A 26,204-nucleotide genomic window follows, 5' to 3' on the forward strand; every position below is an offset into this window, starting at 1 on the left:
GCCACCGTGGAGAGGGTGGCGGAGGCTGGCGCTATGTACGTAGCACCGGACGACAGTTCACCGCGGGCGCAAGGATGGGCACTCAGCCGATCTCGAGCACGGGACACGACATGTCTCACAAGAAGGCAGAGCCCACACGCTGGTTCTGGATCATGACCATCAAGCGGATGTTCTACGACCAGAGTGGCGAAATGTGTACGGGGTCGGGGAGGATCTTCGCGCACCCAGGGCAGACCCGCCAGGAGCTCTTTGACCTCCTCTACCAGCGAATGGTCAAAGACGCTGAGGTCGAGGAAGCATTCGTAGTGTTCTTCTCCCTGGAGCGCGATGATCTATCGCCCGATGAGGGACAGGCCAGCACTGCTCTCAAGGGGCAACATTCCGTACGGCGACCGTCAGAACTGGAAATCAAGATCCGTGGAAGGCGTGTGGAACGGAGTGTCGCCCCCTAGACGCGCTGCGTCGAATACCTGAGCGTCACGACTTCTTGGAGCCCTTCACAGCGTCGTCCGACTCCGGTTTCGTCTTTTCCAAGGCGTCAGGGTCCAGGGGGACATCCTCCAGAATCTCCACCCTCCAACTCTCTCGGAGCCGGTCGCCAGACTCGGAAGCCTGCGCACTCGCCCACATCACGTTGCTGAGGCGGTAGCCGAAGCCGAGCTGAGATGCGGACTGGATCATCTCGTAAGCATCCGCCAGCGAGTTGAAGCCGAACATCTCCTTGATCGTTGATGGGTTGACGACGTAGCCATCGATGTCCGGCTCCTCGTCCGGCATTTCGCGACTCTCTGCGTGCGCCATAGCGCCCCCCTTCGACGGGCAGTCTCTTGCACCAGGATGGCGCTGTTGGACATCCACCACTGCGAGTTGGGTAAACAGCCCGCCGTCGGAATGGCTGGTGCCAGGATGCGTGCTGTTCTTAAGGTCTGCTCGGCGACGCTGTGGTCGCGGGTGGGGACCAGGGGGCCGTCCACGATCAGTACGGTGTCCTTCGCGAACCGGCGCCTGGACTGGAGCGCAAGGAGCGGGCCCAGTTGGTCGATGATCTGGTCGGCTGCCGACTCCAATTCACCAAAGAGCGGAGCGAGTTGGCGCATCGTCAGGTTCGTTCGCCAGTACGCGGCGACCAGCAGCACCCGATCCTCCAGCGGCAGCCCCCACGGCCGACCCCGCCGCCCGCACCGGATCCGCACTCTCACGGCGCAGCGCAGTCACCAACTTCCCGAAAGTGCGCGGGCTCAGCCCGGTGGACGGGGCTGTCCAGGACGGCTCCGACGCCGTGACGTGGATCTCTGGATCGTCGATCATGGATGCGTGGTGGGGAACGCGACGCGCACAGCGACCATCAGCGACCGGAGGCGGCCCTCGGACAGGACGATCAGGACCTCTCGGTCTCGGGCCGAGGCGAGGCGAGTCGTTCGGGTGACGGTGGTGGCGTTCTGTCCGTGTCACTGCCACATATGACAGTGGGCCGCCGGATGCGGCGGGTTGTCCGCCGGGCTGACGAACGGGAGGACGTGGGGTGTCCGTGACTGAAGGTGCTGCGGGCCGTCGGGGTCCGCTGACCGGCAAGGCCGATGTGTGGCTGGTACTGGGCTCCGGCCTGGCCGAACGGCCGATCACCGGCCGCCTCGCGCACGCGCTGGCCGAGGAGTTCGGCGACCGGTTCGCAGTGGTGCGCAGCGACGAACTGCTGCTGGGGGTACGGGGCGGCCGCCTGACGCTGCACGACCTGGACGGGTGTGAGCTGGCCGCGCCCAGGCTCGCGTACGGCCGGGTGTGGACGCCGGTGGCGCACCCGGACCGCGAGATCACCCTGCTGCGGCACCTTGAGGCGATGGGCACCGACCTGTTGAACCCGGCCGATGCGGTGCTGGCCTGCCTGAACAAGTTCTGGCAGCTGCAGCAGCTCGCGCTCGCGGGGCTTCCGGTGCCCGACACCCGTACCTACGCGGACGCACCGCTGGGCGGGGCGATCGGTGCGGGGGTGCCGCAGCCGTGCGTGGTGAAGGCAGTGCGGGGGCACCGCGGCGAACAGGTCTTCCTGGCGCCGGACGCCGCGATGCTGCAAGGCGTCCACAGCAGCCTCGGCCAGGAGGTCCCGTACCTGTTCCAGGAGTACGTCGAGTCGTCCCACGGCCGGGACCTGCGGGTGGTGGTCGTCGACGGGCTTGCGGCCGGGGCGCAGGTACGCACCGCCGCAGGCGGAGAGTTCCGCTCCAACCTGGCCCTGGGCGGGACCGCCACACCGTGCACCGGCCGCTACCGCCACGGCGAGGACCTCGCGGTCCGGGCCGCCGCCGCCCTGGGACTCGGCGTCGCGGGCGTCGACCTGCTGTTCACCCCGGACGGCGGCTTCACGATCTGCGAGGTCAACGCCAACGTCGGCTGGCGCAAGGAGAGGAAGGAACTCACCGCCGCGCTCGTGGCCGCCTGCCGGACCCGCCTCAAGGAGACGGACCGGTCGGCCTCCGCCGGGTGACGAGCGCCGACGGGGCGGTCCTGGCACCGTCGGCGGCCGGGGCTACGCCTCGCAAGTCAGGTCGTGTGCGGGGAGCCGCCCCGTGCGCAGGTAGGCGTTGACGCGCTCGTCGACGCAGGCGTTGCCGTACTCGCCGTACAGGCCGTGCTGGCGGGCGCCCGCCACGGTGAGCAGCCTGGAGCTCGGCCACTGCGCGCGGACGGCCTCGGCACTGGCGTACACGGTGCGGGGGTCGCCGGTGGCGTTGACGAGCAGGGCGGGGACGTCGTTGTCGAGCACGGTCGGCGCCTCGACGGGCCGGTCCCAGAACTCGCAGGGGGTGATGTTGTGGGCGAGCGGCCCGGTGAGGGGGAACCGCTCGCGGGACTCCTCGACCGCGTGCCAGTAGCTGCCGACGCCGCGCCGCTCGGCCACGTCGCCGCAGACGATCGCGGTCATCTGACTGGCGGCGGCCGAGCCCGCCCCGGTCAGCAGGAACTCCAGCTGCCCGGCGAGCAGTTCGGACGGCTCGACCGGCTCCCGGTCCGCGGCACGCGCCAGGATACGTACGGTCGCGGCCAGGTTGGCGCGCTCCTTGTCGAGGTCGCTGCCGAGGCTGCCGATGAAGAGGAAGGGGAGCACGTGCGCGTCCAGCAGGTACGGCGCCTTTCCGATCCGCAGCGGCTCCTGTGCGGCGGCGTCGCGGATGTGCTCCACCTTCGCCAGGACCTCGGCGCGCGTGGCGCCGAGACCGTAGGTGCCGTGCCGTGCGGCGGCCCACGACGCCCACGCGCGCAGGGCCGCCTCGTTGGCCGCCTCGGTGCCGCGCAGCATGGTCTGGCTGTAGTACGCCGGGGAATTGACGCCGTCGAGGACCATGCGGTCGGTGCGCCCGGGGAAGAGCTGTGTGTAGACCTCGCCGAGGTAACTGCCGTAGGAGTAGCCGAGGTAGGAGAGGGCGTCCGCGCCGAGGGCTGCGCGGACGACGTCCATGTCGCGGGCGGTGTTGCGGGTGGTGACGTACGGCAGCACGTCGCCGTGGGCGCGCTCGCACCGCCCGGCCAGCTCGCGCGCGACGGCGACCTCCTCGCGGTACGCCGCCCGGTCGGCGCCCGCGGAGCGGAGGGGGGCCGAGCCGAGGCCCCAGCCGCAGTCCAGCGGGGTGCTCCGGCCGACGAAGCGCGGGTCCATGCCGATCAGGTCGTAACGGTCGGCGACCTCGCCCAGCACCCGGGACTTGGTCAGTGGCATGCGGAGGCCGGGGCCGCCGGGTCCCCCGTCGTTGAGCAGCAGCGGGCCGACGCGGTGGGCGGTGTCGGTGGCCTTCACGCGGGACAGGGCGACGGTGAGGGTGCGGCCGCCGGGGTCGGCGTAGTCGAGCGGCACCGTGATGTCGGCGCAGTCTGCGCCTGCGGCATCCAGATCCTGGCCGAGCTCGTCGTCGGCGCCGAGCGCGCACGCGTGCCAGTCGACGCGCTGGGCGTGGAAGCGGGCCAATGGGTCGGGGGCGGCGGTGACAGTGGCAGTGGTGGTGACCGTTGCGGTGGCGGCGAGCACCGCGGCGACCACCGCTAAGGCTCTGATGCGGCGGGAAGTTGACATGCCTGCACGCTAGGGGCGGCGGACGCCTCGGCACCCTCGGGGAAACCCCGAAACCGGGTAGGGGTCGTCCCCCAAAAAGCTCGGCCCGTGTCCGTGCCCGTGTCCGTGCCTGTCCGTGTCCGTGCCCGTGTCCGTCCGTGGGCTCAGGCGGCGCGAAGGCTCCTTGTGTACGTGGGCGTAGGCGCGGCGGTGTACGCAAGTGTGGGCGCGGGCCGGACGTTGCGGTGGATTTCGAGGGCCGCGGTGGACCGGTTGAGGGTGATGTAGTGCAGTCCCGGCGCGCCCTCGTCGAGCAGTCGGCGTGCCATCCGGGTCGCGTGGTCCACCCCGATGCGGTGCCCCTCCGCGGGGTTGCCGCGGGCCGCTTCGAGGCGCTCCGCGAGGTCCGTGGGGAAGCGGGCGTCGGAGAGTTCGGCGAACCGGCGGATCTGCTTCGCGTCGGTGGCGGGCATGATCTCCGGAATGACCGGGGTGTCGCAGCCCGCTGCCGCGAGCCGGTCGCGCAGCCGCAGGTAGTCCTCCACGTCGAAGAACATCTGGGTGATGGCGTAGTCGGCACCTGCCCGGCACTTCGCGACGAAGTGCCGGATGTCGCTCTCCCAGTCGGCCGAGCGCGGATGCCGCTCGGGGAACGCCGCGACCCCGACGCTGAATCCGCCCAACTCCCTTATCAGGCTCACCAGTTCATGGGCGTGGGTGAAGCCCTGCGGGTGCGGGGTCCAGGGTCCGTGGGGGTCGCCCGGCGGATCGCCGCGCAGGACGAGCACGTCGGTCACGCCCGCGTCCGCGTACCGGCCGACGATGTGCCGCAGTTCAGCCACCGAGTGCCCGACCGCGGTCAGGTGGGCGACCGGGCGCAGGGTCGTCTCGGTGGCGATGCGGGTGATGGTGTCGACGGTGCTGTCCCGGAAGGAACCGCCCGCGCCGTACGTGACGGAGACGAACGTCGGGGACAGCGCCTCGACCCGGCGGATCGCCTGCCACAGGGCGCGGCTCCCGGCCTCGGTCTTCGGCGGGAAGAACTCGAAGGAGAAGGTCGGGGAGAAGTTCGGCGCGCCGGTGTCTGCCAGGGCGTCGCGCAGGGTGGTCATGGCGGGGGTCTCCTCGGCTCGTTGACGTGCGGCTGACGTGCGGCTGGCATGCGGCTGACGTGCCGTCATTTCGCGTACGCGCGGGCATTTCGCGTACGCGCGTGCATCTCGCGTACGCCCGTGCATGTGCGCGTACGCGCAGGAAGCGGGAACGGGGCCGCCGCGCGCTCCAGGGGGTAGGAGCGCGCGGCGGCCTGCGCGAACAACCGTCCGGCGCGGGCCGTTCGGGGTCGAGCGGCGGCACGGCGTGGCTTCTTGGGCCTGCCGTGGTGGTGCCGTGCGGGCGTATGGGGGCGGGCGGCCGTCGCGACGCCCCGCCCCACGAGGGCCGGGCGCCGGGCCTGCCGTCACAGGACCGTGACGGCGCTCTCCGCGTGCTTCTTCGCGAGGGCGAGCGTCGCCGAGCTGTTGCGGCCGAGCGCCTCGCGCACGTACCGGCGGGCCCGTGCCACGTCGGCGTCCTCGCCGAGCACCCGCGCGATGTTCTCGGGGCGCAGCACGACGCTGTGCTGCGAGACGACGGTGACGCCCGTCTCGTCCGGTACGACCGACCACTCGCCGGTGTGCGCCGCCATCAGCAGCGGGGTCGCCGTCTGCTTGTAGACGATGCGGCCGGCGTGCGGGAAGCAGACCCGGATGGACTCGGTGGTGTGCGAGGAGCCGTCGGCGGTGACGGTGTCCATCGCCATGACCTGCACGCCCGGCTCGTCCTCGGTGAGGTCGAGGCGGGAGACGTGCGGGAGGAGTTCGGGCCAGTCGCCGACCCGGTAGAGGAAGTCGTAGACCAGCTCGGCGGGGCCGTTGACCCGTACCGAGTCCTCGAAGGAGAGGACCAGGTCGTCCAGGTCCTGCCAGCACTCGGCGAGCTGTTTGAGGTTGGCCAGCTCGGCGCGGCTGTTGGTGTCGGTGGCCCGCTCCACCCAGGCGGCGTCCGCGGCGTTGTCGTCGGCGACCGTGAAGTCGTGGACCAGGATCAGCCGACAGCTCGACGCGCCCCTGGACTCGACGATCCAGGTGCCGCCCATGGTCCGCACCGGTGGTGCGGACACCTCCTGCCGGAACTCCACGCGGTGCTGCCCTGCGTCCAGCGTGCGGCGCGAACTCCAGGACTTCACCTGCCCGTTGGCGGTGGCCCACATCCGCAGGCGCTCCTTGGCCCCGTCGAACTCCAACTGTTCGACGTGCACGTTCGGCGGGAAGAAGAGCGGCCAACGGACCGCGTCGGCGATCAGTCCGTACACCACACCCGCAGGTGCGGCGACGGTCACTTCGTGCGTCGTACGGTGCACTCGCTCAGCGGACATGGGCGGATCCTCTTTCCTGTCTAGGGCTGGTCAGAATCGTGTCCTGAACCGCTCGACGACCGGACGGGTCCGACTGGAGGGAGGCTTGAGGGGAGCGGCTCAGGCCGCTGCCTCGGCGGCGGCCAGGGTGCGCAGTGTGCTCCGCAGGCCGCGGCGTTCGGGCTTGCCCGTCGGGGTGCGGGGCACCGCGTCGAGTGCCTCGGCACTGCGGATGCGTTCGGCCGCCGAGAGGCGGGAGTTGGCGCGTTCCACGACGGCGTCGAGGACGGCCGGGGGTGCGGTCGGCGCTTCCGCTCCGTACGGACTGCTGCTGCCCGGCGCCTCGCGCAGGACGATGCCCGCCCAGGTGACGCAGCCGTGCACGGGGTCGGGCCGGCCGACGACGACGCATTCGGCGACGCGCGGGTCCTCGGCGACGATCCGTTCGACGGCGGTGGGCGAGACGAGTTCGTTGTCGTACTTGAAGACGTCGTCGAGCCGGTCCTCCAGGTGGAGGCCGCCGTCCTCGTCGAGGTGGCCGACGTCGCCTGTGGACAGCCAACCGTCGGCGTCGATCCGGGCGTCCGCGCCGTCGAGGTAACCCGCCATCACCTGCGGGCCGCGCACCTGGATCTCGCCGCTGGTCCCGGCGGCGACGGGCGCACCGGAGCCGAGGCCCACGACGCGGGTCTCGGTGCCGGGGACCGGCGGACCGACGGAACCCGGCAGCGCCCGGTCGGAGAGGCGCTGGTTGTGGGCCAGCGGGGAGAGTTCGGTCAGGCCGTAGCCCTGGACGACGGGCACCCGCAGCGCCTGCTGGAGCGTGCGGGCGGCGGCGGGGGCGAGGGCGCTGCCGCCGGACAGGACGGCGGTGAGCCGGGGGCCCGCCGGAATGCCTTCGCCCCCCTCGCCGAGCCGGGGGTCGGCGGCCAGCCGGTGCAGCCGGGCGGGCAGCCCGTAGTAGTGGGTGGCGCCGCAGCGGGCGGCCAGGGCGAGCGAGACCAACGAGTCGCCGTCGCGGCACAGCACCTGCGAAGCACCGGCGGAGACCGCCGAGTTGAGGTGCATCGTGTGGAACAGCGGCAGGTGGTTGAGGGTCACCGATTCGGGTCCCAGACCGTGCGCGAGGGTGATCTGCTCGGCGTTCGCGACGAGGTTGCGGTGGGTGAGCAGGACGCCCTTGGGGTCGCCCGTGGTGCCGGTCGTGAACTGAACGCAGGCCACCGACGACAGGTCGGCCGGACCCCGGCCGAGCCCGGCGGGCCCCTCGGGCATCCCCTCCAGGGCCACTCGGAGGGGCACCGCGTCCGCGGGGACCACCCCGTCGTCGGCGTCGGTGACCACGAGGGTGCGCAGGTCGGGAAGGCCGTCGCGGAGCTTCGTCAGCAACTCGGCGGTGGCCGACGGCACGAACGCGACCTCGATGCGGGCGGCGCGGAAGACGTGCCGCAGGGCGCCCTCACGGATCAGCGGGTTGACCAGGACGACGGTGTTGCCGCTGCGGGCGGTGCCGTAGTACGCGGCGGGGAAGACGGGGTCGAGCACGTTGGCGACGCCGACGCGTGCGCCTCGGCGGCCGAGGGTGCGCTCCAGGTAGTGCGCGACGCGGTCGGCGTGGGTGTCGAGGGCGGCGAACGAGACGGTGCTGTGCGGGGTACTGTCCGTGGTGCCGGAACCTGCGGTCAGGGCCGCGCCCTTGGGGTCGCGTACGGCCGCACGGCGCAGCAGTCCGTCCAGGGGCAGTTCCGGGTACGTGAGTCGTGGCACTGCGTACGCCTCCTCCGGCTGACGTGGGTGTCCCACGCTGCGGGAGGGCGCTCGCAGGCGGTTCGAAGTCCGCTCGAACAGTGCTGCAGTACGGGTGCCGGGACCGTCGGGGGTCACGCCTACGGGGTCGTCGGCGGGCCCGCCAGGTACGCGATCAGGCTCCCGATGTCGGGAACCGCGGCGACCCGAGAGATGTCTTCCCCGCTGCCGAGCCGGCGGGTCAGGGTGATGAGGATCTCCACCCGGTCCACGGAGTCGGCACCGAGGTCCTTCAGGTTCCGGTCGTCGCGGACCTCGGCCGCGGGCACGTCCGGCAGGATCTCGGCGACGACGTCGAGCAGGGCGGCCCGTACGGTCGCCTCGTCCGCAGCCGGTGTTCCGCGTTCGGTGCGTACGTCGGTGGACGTCACTTGGCGGTCGCCCCCAGCGCTGTCGTACGGGCACTCAGGTACGCGCTCAGCTGCCGGACCGTGGGGTACGCGTAGACCGTGTCGAGCAACTCCTCAAGCCCGTAACGGGTGTTGAGGAGAGCGACCAGCTCCACCCCGAGCACGGAGTCGAGGCCGTGCTCGGCGAAGGTGCGGTCGTCGTCGATCTCCTCGGTCCCGCAGGAGAGGATCTCGGCCAGGCGCATCCGCAGTTCGTCGCGGATCGAGTCGCGGATCGAGTCGCGGATCGAGTCACGGATCGGGTCGCGGATCAAGTCGGTGCTCAGGTCGGTGCTCAGGTCGGTGCTCAGGTCGGTGCTCACCAAAGTCGTCATGCGCTCTCCTCGGCCTGTTTCGGCTCACCGTGCGGGCCATCGTGCGTGACGCTGCCGCGTGCGAGGGTCGAGCGCTGCTGGAGCGGCTCCCACCAGCCCGGATTGGCGCGGTACCAGGCCACGGTCTCGGCCAGCCCCTCGGCGAAGTCCTTGCGGGGCAGATAGCCGGCCTCGCGGGCGAGCTTGCCGCAGTCGACGGAGTAGCGGCGGTCGTGGCCCTTGCGGTCCTCGACGAGGTCGACGCTGGACCAGTCGGCGCCGCAGGCGTCGAGGAGCAGTCCGGTGAGTTCCTTGTTGGTGAGTTCGGTGCCGCCGCCGATGTTGTAGACCTCGCCGGGGCGGCCCTGGGTGCGGACGAGTTCGATGCCCCGTACGTGGTCGTCGACGTGCAGCCAGTCGCGGACGTTGCCGCCGTCGCCGTACAGCGGCACCCGTTCGCCGCGCAGCAGCCGGGTGATGAACAGCGGGACGACCTTCTCGGGGAACTGGTAGGGCCCGTAGTTGTTGGAGCAGCGGGTCACCCGTACGTCCAGGCCGTGGGTGCGGTGGTGGGCGAGGGCGAGGAGGTCGCTGGCCGCCTTCGCCGCCGAGTACGGCGAGTTGGGGGACAGCGGGTCGGTCTCGGGCCACGAGCCGATGTCGATGGACCCGTACACCTCGTCGGTGGAGATGTGCACGAACGTACCGAAGCCGGATTCCTGGTGACGGTGGGCCGCGTCCAGCAGGGTCTGGGTTCCCGAGACGTTCGTACGGACGAAGTCGGCGGCGCCGAGTATGGAGCGGTCGACGTGCGACTCGGCGGCGAAGTGGACGATCTGGTCGTGCTCCGCGACCAGGGCGTCCACCAGCGGTGCGTCGCAGATGTCGCCGTGGACGAAGGTGAAGCGGTCGCTGTCGCGGACCGGGTCGAGGTTGGCCGGGTTTCCGGCGTAGGTCAGCGCGTCGAGGACGGTGACACGGGCGTCCGGGTCGCCGTCGGGGCCCAGCAGCCTGCGGACGTAGGCCGAGCCGATGAAGCCGGCGCCGCCGGTCACCAGGATGCGGGGCGTGCGGGGTGCGGCCCCGGGCCGCACCGGCGCGGGAGAGGTCCGGGGTGAGGTCCGGGGTGAGGTCGTCCTGCGTGAAGTCGTCATGTGAGGATCTGCACCTTGCTGTGGTCGCCGAGGATGAGCCGGTTGCCCGCCGGGACCCGGGGAGCCGGGGTCACGGTCACGTTGCGGCCGATCAGGGACGCCTGGACGCGGCGCACGCCGTCGAGGTGGGAGTCGCGCAGGACGATCGAGAATTCGATCTCGCTGTCCTCGATGCGGCAGTTCTCCGCGATCGAGGTGTACGGGCCGACGTAGGAGCCGGTGATGACGGTGCCGGGGCCGATGACGGCGGGGCCCACGATGCGCGAGCCGCGCACTTCGGCGCCCGCTTCGATCCTGACCCGGCCGATCAGTTCGGTGGCGGCGTCCACGGTGCCCTCGGTGGCCGGTTCGATGCCTTCGAGCACCGACCGGTTCACCTCCAGCATGTCCGCGACGTTGCCGGTGTCCTTCCAGTAGCCGGAGATCGTCGTGGAGCGCACGTCGCGCCCGTGGTCGATCAGCCACTGAAGGGCGTGGGTGATCTCCAGTTCGCCGCGGTCGGACGGCACGATGGAGCGCACCGCCTCGTGCACGGCGGGGGTGAACAGGTAGATGCCGACCAGGGCCAGGTCGCTCTTGGGCTTGGCGGGCTTCTCCTCCAGGCCCACCACCCGTCCGGAGTCGTCGAGTTCGGCGACGCCGAAGGCGGTCGGGTCGGGGACCCGGGTCAGCAGGATCTGCGCGTCGGGGCGGGACTGGGCGAACTCCTCGACGAGCGAGGAGATGCCGCCGACCACGAAGTTGTCGCCGAGGTACATGACGAAGTCGTCGTCGCCGAGGAACTCCCGGGCGATCAGCACCGCGTGCGCGAGCCCCAGGGGCGCCGCCTGCGGGAGGTACGTCACGTCGAGGCCGAACCGGGAGCCGTCCCCGACGGCCTCGCGGATCTCGGCCGCGGTGTCCCCCACCACGATGCCGACCTCGGTGATGCCGGACTCGGCGATGGCTTCCAGGACGTAGTAGAGGACGGGCTTGTTGGCCACCGGGACCAATTGCTTGGGCGAGGTGTGGGTGAAGGGCCGCAGGCGCGTGCCTGAACCTCCGGACAGGACGAGTGCCTTCATGGCGGCGACGCTAGGGGCCGGCGCTCAAATCCCGCTGGGGCCCCGGTCGTACCCCGTCCCACCCGGCATCCAGGGCGGGTCCACGTCCGCGCCCATGTCCGGGCCCATGTCCGGGTCAGGGTCCAGCTCCGGGTCCAGGTCCAGCTGCCGCAGCAGTACGCGTTCGAGGTCGGTGAGCGGCAGGTCGGGGCGCAGCCGTTCGGGGTGCCCGGCGGGCAGCGCGTACGGGGCGGTGGCGTACGGGGCGGTGGCGTACGGGGCGGTGGCGTACGGGGCGCGGCGGCCGCTGCGCGCCGTCCCGGTGTCGCCGTGCCGCCGCACCTCGCCCGCCAGGTAGCTCTGCCCGAGGATGATCACGCCCTGCCACAACGGGCACAGCACCGCGCGGTGGGCCGTGCGGCAGGCACGGCGCCAGACCTTCTCGTACCCGGCCTTCTGGTCGGTCATTCCGGCTCCTTGGACAGCGCTCCGGGGCCGTCCCGGGGACATTGCGCGCCACGGTCCTGCGGGCCGGTCGCGGATTCCTCAAGGGCTCCTGGAGAGCGGGCCTTCCTCGACCGGGCTGCGAGGCGCACACAGAAGACTCGGGCCTTCGAGAACTGCTGACTACGTTGCTGACTACGTTGAGGAGACCGGCCGTGCCGTCCAGCATCACCGACACCCCTGACACTCCCGACACCCGTGTCCAGGAGACCGGGCCCGCTCCGTTCGCCCAGGTCATCGAGGTCGCCCCGGGTGTGCACGCCTGCCTCCAGCCGCCCGGCGGCTGGTGCCTGAACAACTCGGGCATCCTCGTCGGCGGCGGCGAGAGCGCCCTGGTCGACACGGCCGCGACCGAGAGCCGCTCGCTCCACCTGCGGGAGGCCGCCCTGCGGCTGAACCCGGCGGCCGCCCCGCGCACCGTGGTCAACACGCACTTCCACGGCGACCACGCCTTCGGCAACCACCTGTTCCCCGAGGCGCTGGTGGTGGGCCACGAGCGCACCCGTACGGAAATGATCGCGGCCGGGCTGCATCTGACGGGCCTGTGGCCGGACGTGGAGTGGGGCCGCATCGAGGTGCGGCCGCCGTCGCTGACGTACCGCGACAGCCTGACCCTGCACCTCGGTGCGCTGCGGGCCGAGCTGCAGCACATCGGCCCCGCCCACACCTCCAACGACACCGTGGTGTGGCTGCCCGACGAGCGCGTCCTGTTCACCGGTGACCTGGTCATGAAGGGGGTCACACCGTTCTGCCTGATGGGCTCCGTCAACGGGTCGCTGGCCGCCCTGGAGCAGCTGCGCGCGTACGGTGCCACCACCGTGGTGCCCGGCCACGGCCCGCTCTGCGGCCCCGAGGTGTTCGACGAGGTCGAGGAGTACCTGCGGTTCGTGCAGCGGCTGGCCGAGGAGGGCCGGGCGGCCGGCCGCACCCCGCTGGAGGCCGCCGGGGACGCGGACCTCGGCCGGTTCGCAACGCTCCTCGACACCGAGCGGCTGGTGCCCAACCTGCACCGCGCGTACGCGGAACTGGACGGACTGGGCGCCGAGGAGCCGCTGCCCATGCCGGTTAGACAGGGCGCGCTCGGCGAGATGATCAGCCACCACGGCGGACTCCCCTGCTGCCTCGCCTGATTACGCCGTAATCACCGCACGCGCCGGGAGGAGGGGGCGGCCCGCAGTCGTGGGCCGCCCCCTCCTCCCGGCTCTCAGCACCGACCCCCGACCGGCACCGGCCAGGTGGCCGCCCGGTGTGCCACCCGGCAGGCCCGGCCCAGGAGTTCGGCGATCTCCGGGCCCCGTACGAAGAAGTGGTCGCCCGGCACGGTGCGGCGTACGCAGCGTTCGGTGGTCCAACGTCGCCAGCCGTCCAGGGCTGCGGCACCGGCCACCGGGTCGTACAGGCCGTCGACGGCCAGCACCGGCACCGGCAGCGGCCCGCCGGTGGCGGGATCGGTGGCGGCGGCGCGCAGGGCGGCGGCCAGGGCGAAGTCGTCGCGCAGTACGGGCAGGACGACGCGGTGCCAGATGCTGCCCTCCTCGGCGAGCAGCCCGGTGGGGGCAGAACCCAAGTCCCCCACGAAGCTCAGGAGTTCGGCGTCGGAGAGGTCACCGGTGTCCCGGGGACGCACGACGTCCGGGGCGGGGATGGCGCCGACGGCCAGGAACTCGGGGCCCGGCAGCCCGGCGTCGAGCAGGGCACGGGTGAGCGTGTACGCCACCATGCCGCCGAGACTGTGCCCGTACAGGGCGTACGGGCCGCCGCCGGCGGCGGCTGCCGCCAGCGGACCGAAGAGGTCGTCGAGCAGCGCGTCACGTCCGGTCGGTCGCGGTTCGCTCCGTCTGGCCTCCCGGCCGGGCAGCAGCACCGGCACGATGTCGACGCCGGGCCCCGACCGCTCGTGCCAGCGGTCGAAGCTGGAGACCCCGGCACCCGCATGCGCGAAGCAGTACAGCCTTACGTTCATGGCTCCGGAGCCTCGTCCACCCGGCTGGAGTACGGCTCGACACCACCTCCGGGCACGCCGGACCGGCGCCCGGACAGCGTACATCCGGCCACATCCGGCCACCGCCGAGCACCGACGGCCACCAGCTGGCACCGCCGAGCACCGGCGGTCCCCGCCGGGCCCGCACACCGCAGCCCCCCGCCGGGCGGTGTGCGGCGCCGCGCGGAATCAGGCCGCGTACAGGTCGAAGGTGGAGCTGCGGCGGGGCCCCGAGATGACGTCCAGCTGGGGGTCGACGGCGAGCATCGCCTGGTGCAAACGCTGGAGCTGCGGCGCGGGCTCCACGCCGAGTTCCTCGACCAGGCGGCGGCGCAGCCGGTGGTAGACGTCCAGGGCGGTGGCCTGCCGGCCGGACCGGTAGAGCGCCACCATGGCCTGCGAATGCAGCCCCTCGTGCTGCGGGTGACGGGCGATCAGGTCAACCAGTTCGGCGATGACCTCCACATGCCGGCCCAGCCGGAGATCGACGTCGATGCGGCGTTCGCGGGTCGCCAGCCGGCTCTCCTCCAGACGCATCACCTCTATCTCCAGGATGGGACCCACCCGTACGTCGACCAGTGCGGGCCCCTGCCACAGCTCCAGAGCCCTGCGGTAGGTGGCGGCCGCCTTCTCGTCCTCGTTCTCGTCGAAGGCGTGCTGCGCCTCGCCGACCAGCCGCTCGTACTCGTGCACGTCGACGGATTCGGCGGGCATCTGCAGCAGGTAGCCGCCGTGCCGGGTGGCCAGCACGTCCTTGGCGGTGCCTGGGGCGCCGGGGCCCATGGCGGTGCCGAGCCTGCGGCGCAGCTGAAGGATGTACGTCTGAAGCGTGGTGAGGGCGCTCTGCGGCAGCTCGGTGCCCCAGATCTCCTCCATGAGCGTGGGCACGGGCATGACCCGGCCCGGATAGAGCGCGAGCAGCGCGAGAATCTGTCGTGGCTTGCCCGCCGTCGGAACGATCGACATCCCGTTGACGTCGGCACTCAGTGGACCCAGAACCTGAATTTTCATGGCTTCCTCCGTAACGGTCTCCGATGCGTGTCGAATTTCCGCCACCCAGCGGACCGCTGTCCTTTTTCAACAATCGACGGACAACTGGCAAGGTAACCCGGTTCAGACCATTGCCCCACCGATCTCCAGCGGCCTTCAGGCGATTCTCCACGGCGCGAAATCAACTCAAGGACGCACCGAGAGGACCTCAAGTCCTGCTCGTACCTGGGCTGTTGCGGCACAACACCGTCTATGGTCCGAAATTCGGAGAGCCGTGCGGTTCTTTCGCCGAAGCCGGAATCGGACCACCAGACGGAGCTCGGTGATGCACGAGCTCGGTGATGCACGAGGAGGAGAAGGCGAGGGAGCGATGCGAGGGATACAATTCCGCATTCTCGGCCCCGTGGAGATCCAGGACGAGCGGACCGGTCTGAGAATCCTCCCCACGGGTGCCAAGCAACGCGCCCTGCTGGGTGCCCTCGTGGTGAGGTCGGGGCAGGTCGTGTCCGTGCACCGGCTGATCGACGAACTGTGGGGCGACTCTCCCCCGGCCAACGCGACGAACGCACTGCAGGCCCATGTGGCCCGGCTGCGCCGGCTGCTGCCCGCGCCCGCCCCGGGATCGGGCAACCAGCACCACGAGTGGATCGTGACCTCCTCCCTCGGCTACGTACTGCGCCTGGGGCACGGCACCCGGGACGTGGACCGCTTCAACGAGCTCGCCGCACAGGGCCGCCTCGCCGGAGAGGCCGGGGACCCGGAGCGCGCCAGGGGGCTGCTGCGCGGTGCGCTGGCCCTGTGGCGGGGGCCCGCGCTGGAGGACAGCGTGCGCGGGGACATCTGCGCGTCCGAGGCGGCCCAGCTGGAGGAGAACCGGCTGACCGCCCTGGAGGCGCTGTACGGCAGCTGTCTGCGGGCGGCACGGCACGGCGAGATCATCGGCGAGCTGGAGGAACTGACGGTGGATCACCCGATGCGGGAACGGTTCTACGACCTGCTGATGGTGGCCCTCTACCGGTCCGAGAGACAGGCGGAGGCCCTGAGCGTGTACGACAGGGCACGCAGACAGCTGTCGCACGAACTGGGCGTGGAACCGGGGCCCGCGCTGCGCAGCCGGATGGAGGCGATCCTCCGACACGACCCGCAGCTCGCGGTGCCGGGCACGGTGCCCGCGCTGACGTCGGCGCCGACATCGGCGTCGGCACCGGCACGGGCGGCGTCGGTGCACCGGATGCCGGTGCCAGTACCCGTGCCCATGCCGGTGCCGGACGTGCCGCCCGGTTCCGGATCCGGGGCCGAGGCCACGGTGCTCGGGCTGAGCGGGGAGATCGCCCGGCTGCAGCACCGCATCGAACGGCTCTCGCTGGAACAAGAAGAACTGGTGCGCCGGTTCGACCTGCTGGCGAGCCGGGCGGTCTCCGGTGGCTGAGCCCGAGGCGGAGTACGTCCGACGGTCCGGGCCGTCAGACGTACTCCGATGTACGGGCGGACAGTGCCACCTCGCTCGGCGGGGTGCGGCCCCAGGGGAAGCCGTCGTGGAGCAGGAGCAGCCCGGGCACATCACCCTCGGAGCCACGTTCCACCGCGAGCGAGACCAGGACCTTGGGGCGAGGCTCCAGTTCGACGAAGATCCAGCGGTCCGCGGTGTCGTCCGCGGGCGGCCGGAAGCTCCGAACGCCCTGCCCGTCGTCGAGTTCGAAGGAGAACGAGTCGAAGGGCAGCCCAAGACCGAGCCCGCGGGCCTTGGCGTACGCCTCCTTCAGCGTCCACAGCCGCAGAGTGGCCCGGTCACGTCTGCTGCCCGCCTCGATCGTGGCGAGGTACGCGCGCTCCTCGGGGGCGAAGGACTCCACGATCAGCTCGAAGCCGCGTACGGCACTGCGGTCGAGACACTCGACGTCGACACCGACCCGGCGGTCCCGGACGACGGCGACGACGTTGTAGCCGCGGGAGTGCGAGAGGTTGAAGTCCAGTCCTGCTGCGCCGCCGGGGCGTTCGGTGGGAAGGACCTGGAGGTAGGGGCGACCGCGCGAGGTGCGCCAGATCGTCGCCTCGGCCTCGGGGATGCCGGTCTCCAGGGACAGCACGCGACGCACCAGGCAGTGGGCGACGAGGTACTGGCGCCGGTCGCGCTCGAAGAGGAACCGGCGGGCGATCTCGTGCTCGTGCTCGTCCAGCCAGTGCCCCGCGAGCAGGGTGCCGGTCGCCTCGTCGAGCCCTTCGTTGGGGCAGAACCACAGCTGGACGATGTCCCGGCCGGCCCGCGTACCGCTCACGCTCGTCCTCGCACTCGTCCTGCTCGCACTCGTACTGCTCGCGCTCATCGGCTGCCTGCCACGGCCTGGGTCATGGGTGGTCCTGACGGGCCGAGACATGCGCGTACGCGGCGAGGGAGGTCAGGTTCGGACGGTCGTAGAGCACCCCGGGCTTCTCGTTCATGCCGTACGTGTGGTTGAGGAACGCGATGAGCTCGACGGCAAGGATCGAGTCGAGCCCGAGGCTGCTGAAGGTGGCGTCGGCGTCGATGTCCCAGACGTCGCAGTACAGGATCTCGGCGAGCTGCTCGCGCAGGGTCTCCAGGACGACGGCACCCGGATCACCACCACCGGAGAAGGGAGGCGCGACGGCAGCCTCCGGAAAGAGCGGAACACGCCGCTCCGCCAACTCCCCCGACGCCCCCGACTCCCCCGACTCCCCCAGTTCCGCCACTCCCCCGGTCACAGCCGCGACATGGCGGGCGAATGCGCTCGGCGTCGGGTAGTCATACAACTCGGTGGCCCTGAGGTCGGTGCCGAACCTGATGTTCAGCAGCGCCACGAACTCGACGCTGAGCATCGAGTCGACGCCGAGCAGCCGAAAGGTCTGCTCCGGGTCGAGGCGCGCGGGATCCGTGCGGAGCAGCCCGGCGAGGACTTCGCGGACCTCCTCGGCGACCCGGTCCGCCCCTGGCAGCCGGAGGGAGGTGTTGCGGTCACGCATCATGGCTGAACGTCTCCTGTGGGGGTCTCGTACAGGGATCTCGTACCGTGTGTCGGCCTCCGCCTCGGCCTGGGAATCCGCCTACTGGGGCGGGTTGCCGTGCTTGCGCGACGGCAGGTCCGCGTGCTTGTTGCGCAGCATCGCCAGCGAGGCGATGAGGACCGAGCGGGTCTCGGCGGGATCGATCACGTCGTCGACCAGTCCGCGCTCAGCGGCGTAGTACGGGTGCATCAGCTCGGCCTTGTACTCCTTGACCATGCGCGCCCGCATCGCCTCCGGGTCCTCGGCCTCCGCGATCTGCTTACGGAAGATCACGTTCGCCGCACCCTCGGCACCCATCACCGCGATCTCGTTCGTCGGCCACGCATAGGTGAGGTCGGCGCCGATGGACTGCGAGTCCATGACGATGTACGCGCCGCCGTACGCCTTCCGCAGGATCAGCGAAATCCGCGGCACGGTGGCGTTGCAGTACGCGTACAGCAGCTTCGCGCCGTGCCGGATGATCCCCCCGTGCTCCTGATCAACACCAGGCAGGAAGCCGGGCACATCGAGCAGCGTCACGATCGGAATATTGAACGCGTCGCACAACTGCACAAAACGCGCGGCCTTCTCGCTGGCCTCGATGTCCAGGACGCCCGCGAGGGACTGCGGCTGGTTCGCCACGATCCCGACGACCTGACCATCCAGCCGGGCCAGTGCACACAGGATGTTGGTGGCCCAGCGCTCGTGGATCTCCAGGTAGTCGCCGTCGTCGACGAGCTCCTCGATCACCTTGCGCATGTCGTACGGACGGTTCCCGTCCGCCGGAACCAGGTCAAGCAGCACGTCGCCGCGCCGGTCCGCCGGGTCCTCGGAGACCACCGTCGGCGGGTTCTCCCGGTTGTTGGACGGCAGCATCGAGATCAGGTACCGGACCTCCGCGATGCACGTCTCCTCGTCGTCGTACGCGAAGTGCGCGACGCCAGAGGTCTCGGCGTGGACGTCGGCCCCGCCGAGACCGTTCTGGGTGATCTCCTCACCCGTCACCGCACGCACCACGTCCGGACCCGTGATGAACATCTGCGAGGTCTCACGGACCATGAACACGAAGTCGGTGAGGGCCGGGCTGTAGGCCGCACCGCCCGCGCACGGGCCGAGCATCACGCTGATCTGCGGGATGACGCCCGACGCACGGGTGTTGCGCTGGAAGATCCCGCCGTACCCGGCCAGGGCGGACACGCCCTCCTGGATGCGGGCGCCCGCGCCGTCGTTCAGGGAGACCAGCGGCGCGCCCGCCGAGATGGCCATGTCCATGATCTTGTGGATCTTGGTGGCGTGGGCCTCGCCCAGCGCACCGCCGAAGATCCGGAAGTCGTGCGCGTAGACGAAGACCGTCCGGCCCTCGACCGTGCCCCAACCCGTGATCACACCGTCGGTGTACGGCTTCTTGCTCTCCAGACCGAAACCGGTCGCCCGGTGCCGGCGCAGCTGCTCGACCTCCTTGAAGGAGTCCGGGTCGAGCAGCAGCTCAATGCGCTCGCGCGCCGTCAGCTTGCCCTTGGCGTGCTGCGCCTCGGTCGCCCGCTCGCTCGGGCCGCGGACGGCCTGCTCACGCAGCGCGTGCAGCTCGGCCACCCGGCCACAGGAGTCGGTTGGCGCCATGCCTTCCCAAGAAGGATCCATCACCACGGAAATCGCCTTCCTCTCTAGAGGAAGACCTTCAGACACCCTGCTCAAGAACAGCTGGTGCACCGCTCAAAGCACCCGCCGGAGGCGCTGCGGGCTGCAGGTGATTACGCCGTAATCACCCGGACGGCCGGAGCAGAGGTGATTACGCCGTAATCACCTGGACGGCGGGTCGTGAGTGATTACGGCGTAATCACCCGGACGGCCGCGCTCGTGCTGCCGCTGCCACATGCCGCTGCCACAGGGTCCGTGACACCGGGTCCAAGTCACCGGGGCGCTGTCCGTCACAGAAGCAGCACCTGTCACAGGGGCAGTGTTATGCCCAGTTCCTGCATGGCCGATGAGGGCGGGCCGCCCTCCGAGCGTTCGGTCTTGCGGCCCTTGCTGCCCGGTGCCAGGGTGCGCGGGTCGACCGCTTCGGCGGGCGCCCCACTGGAGTACAGCCCGGTGGGCGCGGTGTCCCGGTCGTGCGGCAGCAGCCAGAACACCCGGCGGCGGAAGGTGCCCGAGGAACGCGACGACTTGGCGCCAGGTCCGAGCTGGGCGTAACCGACCATGCGGCCGTCCCGGTGGTACGCCGGTTTGCCCCGCCGGGTCGGCAGCCGGTCGAGGCTCTGACGTACGTAGTCGAGTTCGCTGACGTCCTCAAGCCAGACAAGTGCGATCTCGTGGAGGATCTCGTCCTCTGCGATAAGGGCGCTCATGCTGTCTCCTCGTCGGCGAGCAGTCCGATGCCCGGGTAGTACTTCCGCTGGTTCGACAGGATCATCTGCTTGGGCGAAGCCAGCCCCACCGCCTCGCGGACCCTCGCTGCGAACGCACGCGAGGAAATGGGCGGTGCGCCTTCATTTTGACACCATGCCCGGTAAGCGGCGTAAAGGTGTGCCTGTTCTGCTCTCAGATCGGGATCGATCGCGCAGGACTCACTGAGGAACCGCCCGGTGTGGTCCTCGGTCTCCGCGTACGCCGTGGTGGCGATCCGTACGCGTTCGGGGCCCGTCAGGTTCTTCTCGCCGCGCAGATAGCGGCGGGCGCCGTCGATCAGCCAGTTGAGGATGCCGGCGCCCTCCTCGGTGACCAGGATGTCCGCCAGGTTGTCGATCTTGCGGTCGTCGGAGACGACACGCTCGAACGGGATCATCCGCATGCGCCGCCAGAAGGCGAAGCCGCCGGTGCCGACCTCGGGACGGTGGTTTCCGAGCAGCCACAGCTTGTGGGTGGGTTCGAAGCTGAAGAAGTCCTGGCGCATCCGGCGCGCCTTGATGCGGTCGCCGCCGGTGAGCAGCTTGACCCGGGCCTCGTCGAACTTGTCCCCCGGCTTGACCTCGCTGCACACGATGACCCGCCGGCCGTGCAGTTCGGCCAGGTCGGTCGGGTGGCCCTCGTAGGGACGGGACATGAGGAACCCGGGCGGCGCGGCGTCCGCGTAGTCCCCCAGCAGCTTCATCAGGACGTCCAGGAGGACCGACTTGCCGTTCTTGCCGGAGCCGAAGAGGAACGGCATGACCTGGCCGCCGACGTCGCCGGTCACCGAGTAACCCAGCAGCAGGTGCAGGAAGTCGATCATCTCCTCGCCCTCGGCACCGCCGCCGAAGGTGTCCGTGAGGAACCTGTTCCAGCGCGGAGTGGCCATCGGCCGCGGTGCGAGCGAGGTGGAGCGGGAGTGGAAGTCCTTGTTGGGGTCGGGGGTGCGGATCGCTCCGCTGCGCAGGTCGACGATGCCCGCGGGCGTGCACAGGGCATACGGATCGGCGTCCAGGAGCGCCGCGTTGAGCACCATGCCCGGGGCCGACCTCGCCTGGGTCAGCATCGCGTTCATGCCGCTGGTGCTCAGGGCACGGCGGCGGTGCTGCTGCAGCGACGTACCCGTGTAGACACCACGTGGGTCGGTGAGCGCGATGGATTCGGCGAGGTCCCCGGCCGCCCATATCACCGTGTCGTCCTCGTCGATCTGCCAACGGGCGCTGTCCCAGCGGTACCAGCCGAGGCCCGGGATGTGCCGGTAGTCGTTGGCGTACAGCTTGACGAACAGCTTGGCGTTGCCACGGTCGGTGAGCGTGTCGGGGAGCAGCCCCTGCGCGGTGGCCGGTGCGGTGTTCCCGCCTCCCTGGGCGGGCACCTCCGGGGTGACCTGCGCAAGGATCTGCGCGGCCACCGCCTGGGCGTCGAAGAGGGTGTTGCCCTCGCCCGCGGTCACAGTCGGCTCCTCAGCGACAGAGGGCGCAGGGAACCGGCGTTGAGACCGCTGCGGATGATCGGCGTGTAGCGGCGTTCCTGCCCCGGTCGGGCCTGTTCGGCCACCTCTTTCAGGATGTTCTCGGCCTCGTTTTGCGTCAGGTGTCCCGCAGCCACCAGTCCCCCAGCTGTGTAGGCAGCCCTGTTCAGTTTTTCGGAGAAAGCCGCTCCTTCGGTGACGACCGCACAGCCCGCCACTTCCGCAAGCCCCTTGGAAAGGGCTCTGAGGGGGCTCTGACGGCCTCCCCCGGCCGCGATGACCGCCTGACGGGCGCGGGGCGGCACAGGGCGCGGAGCGGGCACGTGGGCGGTTGCCAGGTGCCCGGTGCGCTCCAGCTCGCGAGCCAGCCAGTCGGGAAGCAGCGCAGGCTCCCGCACTTCGTCGACGGGGGTGTACGAACCGGCCCGGGTGACGGTCCCGGGCGCAACGATGTACCCGCCGTGCGCCCGGACATCGACCTGCCAGGCCAAGGCACGCCCGGGACCCGAGCCGGTGGAGCAGCGCCAGTGGTGGCTGCGGTGGGCCCGGTACCAGACGTGCAGGCCCCCCGAGGGGGTCCGTACGCGCAGGGTCGACGTGTCGTTCGCCGGGCTGGTGGTGCCGCGCAGGGCAGCCAGCACGGCGAGCGTGTGGAAGCCGTTGGCGAGCCCGGCCAGGTCGACGTCGGCGGAGATGCTGATCCCGGGCAAAAGGCGGTCCCGGTCCGGGAGCTGCTGCTGGTGCGCGTCGATGTCGATGATGACGAGCCCGGCCGGACCGCAGGCAACACCCACCCCGTGGCCCGGTGCACTCCCCCACCACTGCTCGATCCTGTCGGAGTCGAGCGTGGCGGCATGGAACCCGTGGCACCAACGGCCGGCCGGGAGACAGGCGCATCCCTGGTGGTTGTGGCCCGGCGTACGACACGACTCGCAGTTGCCTGCGGGAGTCTTGCGTCCCGGAGCCAGAGGATGGACCGGCCACCCCCGGCCCACACACCACCTGGCAGTTGCCAGCGACTGCGGCACGGACGGTACTGACGGTACGGATGGAACGGGCTGTACTGGCTGAACGGGCGAAACAGACAAAGACGGCACAGGCGACAGCGGCGAGCCCGGGCGCGCGGAAGCGGGCTCGCCTGAGTCGCTGCGTGAAAACCGCAGCTCAGGAGCCATGTGCATCCCCTATCAGCGACCGAAGCGACTCAACGACAGACATAGACTAGCGAAACCAGAGTGACATGGCGGGTACTTGAGGTCCCCGTCCCGGGTGTGTTGGTGATGCGCCGGTCTCCGACCCCGAACTACGGTCCAGCGACTGAAGCTTCTGGGCCCAGCTACTGAACGCCTTTCGGTCGCTTCTCAGTCGCTCAGAAAAAACCCCAGGTCAGAGGCCATGTGGAGACCCTAACAGCGACTGAAGCGACTCAAGCTCCCTATATATGACGCACACGCGCACACGCCAATGTCTTCATATACCCGGACCTAGAGTCGCTTCAGTCGCTGCTGCTTCTCCATACTGCTTCTGACCTGCAGTTTTCCTTGAGACCGAGGGAGCTACCGAAGCGCCTCTTGGTCGCTTTTCTTCAGTCGCTGTCGTCGGAGCCCTCGATTCGCCAGCGACTGAACAGCGACGGAGCGACCGAGAGCGACTCAAGCTCCGTCTCGTCTCGTCCCAGTCCTGGTCTCGTCCCAGTCTTGAGAGCGACTTGAGCGACCGAAGCGACCCACGCCCGAAGAACACCGTTTCCCGCCCGACTTCGCCGCCCCACCACTGCCGCCGCTACCAGGCCGTTTTTGAGTCTTTTTGCTTTCACAGTCGCTTTGGTCGCTTCGGTCGCTCCTCCCTCCGGCCGCCCTCCGAATGGCTCGTTCGTCATAAAAGATGGAAACCTAACGTGTCTGTGCGTCAGGTGGGCTTGAGAGTTAGTAATGTGACGCCATGGCATCTCCTCACTCGCAGGCAGACCGGGACAAGGTCGTCTCGAAGCTCCCGCCCTGGCTCCGCCAGGAACTCAAGATCCGTACCGCCCAACTCGGTGTCGACATCCAGGAAGCCGTCGCACAGGGCACCGCCGACTGGCGGAACCTGGGCGCGAACCTCTCCCCCGTCGACACCTCCGGCGCCGAGTCCTTCGCCACCCTGCTGCCCGCGGGCCTGTGGGAGGAGTTCCGCACGGACTGCAAGGCTCGCGGGGTCTCCCTCGTCCAAGGGCTCTCGCAGTCCGTGCAGTTGTGGCTGGAGAAGAACCCGGCGCCCACCGTCCAGCGGCCCGCCTTCACCAAGCGACTGATCGTCTGCAACCAGAAGGGCGGCGTCGGCAAGACCGCCATCGCGGCCGGTACCGGCGAGGCCCTCGCCGAGGACGCCCAGTCGCTGTACCCGGTCCGAGTCTCCCGGCACTTCGCGGCACTCACCGACGAGGACAAGGGCTTCGGTGACGAGTCCCTCCCCGGTCCCGGGCTGAGGGTCCTGCTCGTCGACTTCGATCCACAGGGCCACCTCACCAAGCAGCTCGGGCAGGAAACGCTGCCGATGGCCGGCGAGAGCCTGACCAAGCACATGTCGGGCGAAGCAGCGGGCGACATCCGGGACCTGGTCGTCGCCATCGAGGACGAGCGCTTCGGCGACCGGCTGCATCTGCTGCCCGCCTGCACCGACGCTTTCCTCCTGGACGTCAAGCTCTCGTCCGTACGCGCGCGTGAGGCGGCACTGGAGCGTGCCCTGGCGCCCATCGAGGACGATTACGACGTAGTCCTCGTCGACTGCCCGCCCAGCCTCGGCCTGAGCATGGATGCCGCCGCGTACTACGGCCGCAGGCGGCCCGAAGAGCCGTCGGGCAACTCCGGGGTCCTGATCGTGGTGCAGGCCGAGGACAGCTCCGCCGACGCCTACGACCTGCTGACCACCCAGATCGCGGACCTGCGTGACGACCTGGCCCTCGACATCAACTACCTGGGCATCGTCGTCAACCAGTACGACAGCAGGCGCGGCTACATCGCCACGTCCTCGCTCCAGGCCTGGACGGACATCAAGGACCCGAGGGTCGTCGGTGTCATCGGGGACCTCAAGGAGCAGAAGGAGGCAGTACGGGTCAAGCGGCCCCTGCTGGCCTACGCGCCCAAGTGCGAGCAGGCGGTCGCGCTGCGCGCACTGGCCAGGGAGATCTCATGAGCAGCAAGGCCAGCCGCCTCGGCACCAGCGCCTCCTTCGGCAACGCCCGGCCCGTCAGTGCCCGGCGCGCTGCGATCAACAGCGCGACCAAGGCCCCGACCGAAGGGGCCCCGCCCCCCGTCGTCCTGCCCCTGCGTCACATCAGCCTCAACCCCGCCAACCCGCGGGCCACCCTCGGGGACCTCACCGCCCTCGCGGGCAGCCTCAAGGACCATGGGCAGAAGCAGGCCATCACCATCATGGCCAGGGATGCCTACCTGGTGGCCAACCCGGATCAGAGCGAGAACCTCGAAGCCGACACCTCGTACGTCGTCATCGACGGCAACAGTCGGCTGGCTGCTGCCCGTGAGGCCGGTCTGCCGACTCTCAAGGTCATGGTGGACGACGACCTGGGCAGCGACCCGGACGAGCTTCTGGAGTCCGCGCTCGTCGCCAACATCCACCGCCAGGACCTCGCCCCCCTTGACGAGGCGCGTGCGCTGGAGGCCCTGCTCCGGGTCCACGGGAGTCAGCGCAAGCTGGCGGCACGGCTGCACCGTTCTCAGGGTTGGGTCGCTCAGCGGCTGGCCCTGCTCGGACTGACGCCCGAACTTCAGCAGCGGCTGGAGAGGAAGGAAGAGTCGGTCGAGCTGCTGCGAGCCGTCGGCAACAAGCCGGCCGAGGAGCAGCAGGCAGAGTTCGAGCGACTCAAGCAGCTCAAGGCGGAGGAGGAGGCCGACCGGGAGAGGCAGCGCGCCGCCAGGTCCGTACCGGAAAGTGATTACGGCGTAATCACTCCCGCGCCCGGGTCGGCCTCCGTGCTGCCTTCTGGGCCGGGTTCCGGGCCGTCCTCCGGTTTGTCCTCCGGGTCGTCTTCTTCCGGGCAGTCTTCCGGGTCGACGCCGGTGCCGGGGTCCTGGGGTGCCTCCGAGCCGTTGGTCGCACCTGTGTCGGAGTCGGAAGGTGATTACGGCGTAATCACTTCCGCGTTCGCACCGAGGTCTGTGCCTGCGCCGGACCCGCAGAGTGATTACGGCGTAATCACTTCGGAAGCCCCCGGCCTCCGCTGGCACGAGAGCGACTCCCCCGCGTCTGCCCGCACCGAGTCCCAGCGCAGAGACGCCGTTCCCGACCGTGCCTTCTCCGACCGCACTGTTCCTGGCCGCACTGTTCCTGACCGCGCCGCTTCTGACCGTGCTGTTTCTGACCGCGCTGCTTCCGACCGCGCCGGTGCGGACGCGGTTCCCTGGGCGGACCCGAAGGCGGTGCTTGCGATCGCCAAGCAGTGGATGACTCCGGAGAACTACCGGACGCTGCTGAAGCTCGCTGCCGACGAGGACACCGCCTGACGAGGACACTGCCTGAGGAAAAACACTGCCTGAGGAGAACACCGCTTGAGGAGAACACTGCCTGACGAGAACACCGTCTGACAGGGCGGGGGAGCGGTACCAGCTGGTGGTTGTGGGCTCTGGGTTGTGGGCTGGTGGCTGTGGGCGGGGGTGAAGTGATTACGCCGTAATCACTTCACCCCCGCCCCCACCCCGATAGAAACCAAACCAAGCGGACCAAACCCA

At 70.1% G+C, this 26,204-nt stretch carries 24 protein-coding genes and 1 pseudogene; 6 read left to right on the forward strand and 19 right to left on the reverse strand.

Translation table 11 applies throughout. The features are described 5' to 3' along the window. The first annotated feature begins 110 nt into the window (after nt 1-110). Nucleotides 111-452, forward strand: a complete 342-nt coding sequence (locus ACH4SP_RS37070; RefSeq protein WP_398421878.1) for a hypothetical protein — start codon at nt 111-113, stop codon at nt 450-452. A 25-nt stretch (nt 453-477) separates the two neighbouring features. Here ACH4SP_RS37070 and ACH4SP_RS37075 read toward each other — a convergent pair whose 3' ends face one another. Beyond that, nucleotides 478-777 carry a hypothetical protein gene (locus tag ACH4SP_RS37075; protein WP_398422140.1) on the reverse strand — a complete coding sequence of 100 codons (300 nt, stop codon included), beginning with the start codon at nt 775-777 and terminating at the stop codon, nt 478-480. 146 nt (nt 778-923) lie between these two features. After that, nucleotides 924-1,308 (reverse strand): annotated as a pseudogene (locus ACH4SP_RS37080) (transposase family protein); the annotation flags it as partial. 220 nt (nt 1,309-1,528) lie between these two features. Between ACH4SP_RS37080 and ACH4SP_RS37085 the strand changes: the two are divergent. Further along, nucleotides 1,529-2,482, forward strand: a complete 954-nt coding sequence (locus tag ACH4SP_RS37085) for a RimK family alpha-L-glutamate ligase (RefSeq protein ID WP_398421880.1) — start codon at nt 1,529-1,531, stop codon at nt 2,480-2,482. 42 nt (nt 2,483-2,524) lie between these two features. Here ACH4SP_RS37085 and ACH4SP_RS37090 read toward each other — a convergent pair whose 3' ends face one another. The 9 genes from ACH4SP_RS37090 to ACH4SP_RS37130 all read right to left on the reverse strand — a co-directional run bounded on the left by ACH4SP_RS37090 (nt 2,525) and on the right by ACH4SP_RS37130 (nt 11,611). Continuing rightward, entirely contained in the window at nt 2,525-4,063 is a 1,539-nt protein-coding gene (locus ACH4SP_RS37090) for an alpha/beta hydrolase (RefSeq protein WP_398421882.1), read from the reverse strand. 143 nt (nt 4,064-4,206) lie between these two features. Next, complete coding sequence (metF, locus tag ACH4SP_RS37095) at nt 4,207-5,154, reverse strand: methylenetetrahydrofolate reductase [NAD(P)H] (RefSeq protein WP_398421884.1); 948 nt, start codon at nt 5,152-5,154, stop codon at nt 4,207-4,209. A gap of 347 nt (nt 5,155-5,501) precedes the next feature. Then, entirely contained in the window at nt 5,502-6,458 is a 957-nt protein-coding gene (locus tag ACH4SP_RS37100; protein ID WP_398421886.1) for an aromatase/cyclase, read from the reverse strand. Between the two features lie 99 nt (nt 6,459-6,557). Then, nucleotides 6,558-8,204, reverse strand: a complete 1,647-nt coding sequence (locus ACH4SP_RS37105) for a class I adenylate-forming enzyme family protein (RefSeq protein WP_398421887.1) — start codon at nt 8,202-8,204, stop codon at nt 6,558-6,560. Between the two features lie 119 nt (nt 8,205-8,323). Beyond that, complete coding sequence (locus tag ACH4SP_RS37110; RefSeq protein ID WP_398421889.1) at nt 8,324-8,614, reverse strand: acyl carrier protein; 291 nt, start codon at nt 8,612-8,614, stop codon at nt 8,324-8,326. Then, nucleotides 8,611-8,967 carry an acyl carrier protein gene (locus ACH4SP_RS37115; protein ID WP_398421891.1) on the reverse strand — a complete coding sequence of 119 codons (357 nt, stop codon included), beginning with the start codon at nt 8,965-8,967 and terminating at the stop codon, nt 8,611-8,613. Before ACH4SP_RS37115 ends, ACH4SP_RS37110 begins: the two co-directional genes overlap by 4 nt. Further along, the gene (gene rfbB / locus ACH4SP_RS37120; protein ID WP_398421893.1) at nt 8,964-10,100 is read right to left on the reverse strand and encodes a dTDP-glucose 4,6-dehydratase; all 1,137 of its coding nucleotides are present in this window, start codon (nt 10,098-10,100) and stop codon (nt 8,964-8,966) included. Before rfbB ends, ACH4SP_RS37115 begins: the two co-directional genes overlap by 4 nt. Further along, nucleotides 10,097-11,164 carry a glucose-1-phosphate thymidylyltransferase gene (locus ACH4SP_RS37125; protein WP_398421895.1) on the reverse strand — a complete coding sequence of 356 codons (1,068 nt, stop codon included), beginning with the start codon at nt 11,162-11,164 and terminating at the stop codon, nt 10,097-10,099. The genes rfbB and ACH4SP_RS37125 overlap by 4 nt, the downstream gene beginning before the upstream one ends. Nucleotides 11,165-11,188: 24 nt before the next feature. Further along, complete coding sequence (locus ACH4SP_RS37130; protein WP_398421897.1) at nt 11,189-11,611, reverse strand: DUF6059 family protein; 423 nt, start codon at nt 11,609-11,611, stop codon at nt 11,189-11,191. A gap of 191 nt (nt 11,612-11,802) precedes the next feature. Between ACH4SP_RS37130 and ACH4SP_RS37135 the strand changes: the two genes are divergently transcribed. Further along, nucleotides 11,803-12,777 (forward strand): MBL fold metallo-hydrolase, encoded by a 975-nt coding sequence (locus tag ACH4SP_RS37135; protein ID WP_398421899.1) that lies wholly within the window; start codon nt 11,803-11,805, stop codon nt 12,775-12,777. A gap of 74 nt (nt 12,778-12,851) precedes the next feature. Here the strand turns inward: ACH4SP_RS37135 and ACH4SP_RS37140 are convergent, their stop codons facing one another. Together ACH4SP_RS37140 and ACH4SP_RS37145 are read right to left on the reverse strand one after the other, a co-directional pair. Beyond that, nucleotides 12,852-13,610 carry a thioesterase II family protein gene (locus ACH4SP_RS37140; RefSeq protein ID WP_398421901.1) on the reverse strand — a complete coding sequence of 253 codons (759 nt, stop codon included), beginning with the start codon at nt 13,608-13,610 and terminating at the stop codon, nt 12,852-12,854. A gap of 207 nt (nt 13,611-13,817) precedes the next feature. Further along, nucleotides 13,818-14,639: a BTAD domain-containing putative transcriptional regulator gene (locus ACH4SP_RS37145; RefSeq protein WP_398421902.1), complete on the reverse strand. Its 822-nt coding sequence runs from the start codon at nt 14,637-14,639 to the stop codon at nt 13,818-13,820. Nucleotides 14,640-14,988: 349 nt separating this feature from the next. Here ACH4SP_RS37145 and ACH4SP_RS37150 point away from each other — a divergent pair, with 349 nt between their 5' ends. Continuing rightward, nucleotides 14,989-16,047: a BTAD domain-containing putative transcriptional regulator gene (locus ACH4SP_RS37150; protein WP_398421903.1), complete on the forward strand. Its 1,059-nt coding sequence runs from the start codon at nt 14,989-14,991 to the stop codon at nt 16,045-16,047. Between the two features lie 34 nt (nt 16,048-16,081). Here the strand turns inward: ACH4SP_RS37150 and ACH4SP_RS37155 are convergent, their stop codons facing one another. From ACH4SP_RS37155 to ACH4SP_RS37180, 6 genes are all read right to left on the reverse strand, one after another. Then, nucleotides 16,082-16,894: a 4'-phosphopantetheinyl transferase family protein gene (locus ACH4SP_RS37155; RefSeq protein WP_398421905.1), complete on the reverse strand. Its 813-nt coding sequence runs from the start codon at nt 16,892-16,894 to the stop codon at nt 16,082-16,084. Nucleotides 16,895-16,964: 70 nt separating this feature from the next. Next, nucleotides 16,965-17,600, reverse strand: a complete 636-nt coding sequence (locus ACH4SP_RS37160; protein ID WP_398421907.1) for an acyl carrier protein — start codon at nt 17,598-17,600, stop codon at nt 16,965-16,967. A 78-nt stretch (nt 17,601-17,678) separates the two neighbouring features. Next, nucleotides 17,679-19,238: an acyl-CoA carboxylase subunit beta gene (locus ACH4SP_RS37165; RefSeq protein WP_398421909.1), complete on the reverse strand. Its 1,560-nt coding sequence runs from the start codon at nt 19,236-19,238 to the stop codon at nt 17,679-17,681. Nucleotides 19,239-19,564: 326 nt separating this feature from the next. Next, on the reverse strand, nt 19,565-19,966 hold the full coding sequence (locus ACH4SP_RS37170) for a DUF6009 family protein (protein ID WP_398421911.1): 402 nt from the start codon (nt 19,964-19,966) through the stop codon (nt 19,565-19,567). Further along, on the reverse strand, nt 19,963-21,459 hold the full coding sequence (locus ACH4SP_RS37175) for a phage/plasmid primase, P4 family (RefSeq protein ID WP_398421913.1): 1,497 nt from the start codon (nt 21,457-21,459) through the stop codon (nt 19,963-19,965). Before ACH4SP_RS37175 ends, ACH4SP_RS37170 begins: the two co-directional genes overlap by 4 nt. Beyond that, the gene (locus ACH4SP_RS37180) at nt 21,456-22,652 is read right to left on the reverse strand and encodes a bifunctional DNA primase/polymerase (RefSeq protein ID WP_398421915.1); all 1,197 of its coding nucleotides are present in this window, start codon (nt 22,650-22,652) and stop codon (nt 21,456-21,458) included. The genes ACH4SP_RS37175 and ACH4SP_RS37180 overlap by 4 nt, the downstream gene beginning before the upstream one ends. A gap of 766 nt (nt 22,653-23,418) precedes the next feature. Between ACH4SP_RS37180 and ACH4SP_RS37185 the strand changes: the two genes are divergently transcribed. Next, the gene (locus ACH4SP_RS37185) at nt 23,419-24,651 is read left to right on the forward strand and encodes a ParA family protein (RefSeq protein ID WP_398421917.1); all 1,233 of its coding nucleotides are present in this window, start codon (nt 23,419-23,421) and stop codon (nt 24,649-24,651) included. Next, nucleotides 24,648-25,979 carry a ParB/RepB/Spo0J family partition protein gene (locus ACH4SP_RS37190; RefSeq protein WP_398421919.1) on the forward strand — a complete coding sequence of 444 codons (1,332 nt, stop codon included), beginning with the start codon at nt 24,648-24,650 and terminating at the stop codon, nt 25,977-25,979. The genes ACH4SP_RS37185 and ACH4SP_RS37190 overlap by 4 nt, the downstream gene beginning before the upstream one ends. Nucleotides 25,980-26,204: the final 225 nt, after the last annotated feature.

The sequence above is a fragment of the Streptomyces sp. NPDC021093 genome, assembly GCF_044333135.1.
In the GTDB taxonomy this organism is placed as follows: domain Bacteria; phylum Actinomycetota; class Actinomycetes; order Streptomycetales; family Streptomycetaceae; genus Streptomyces.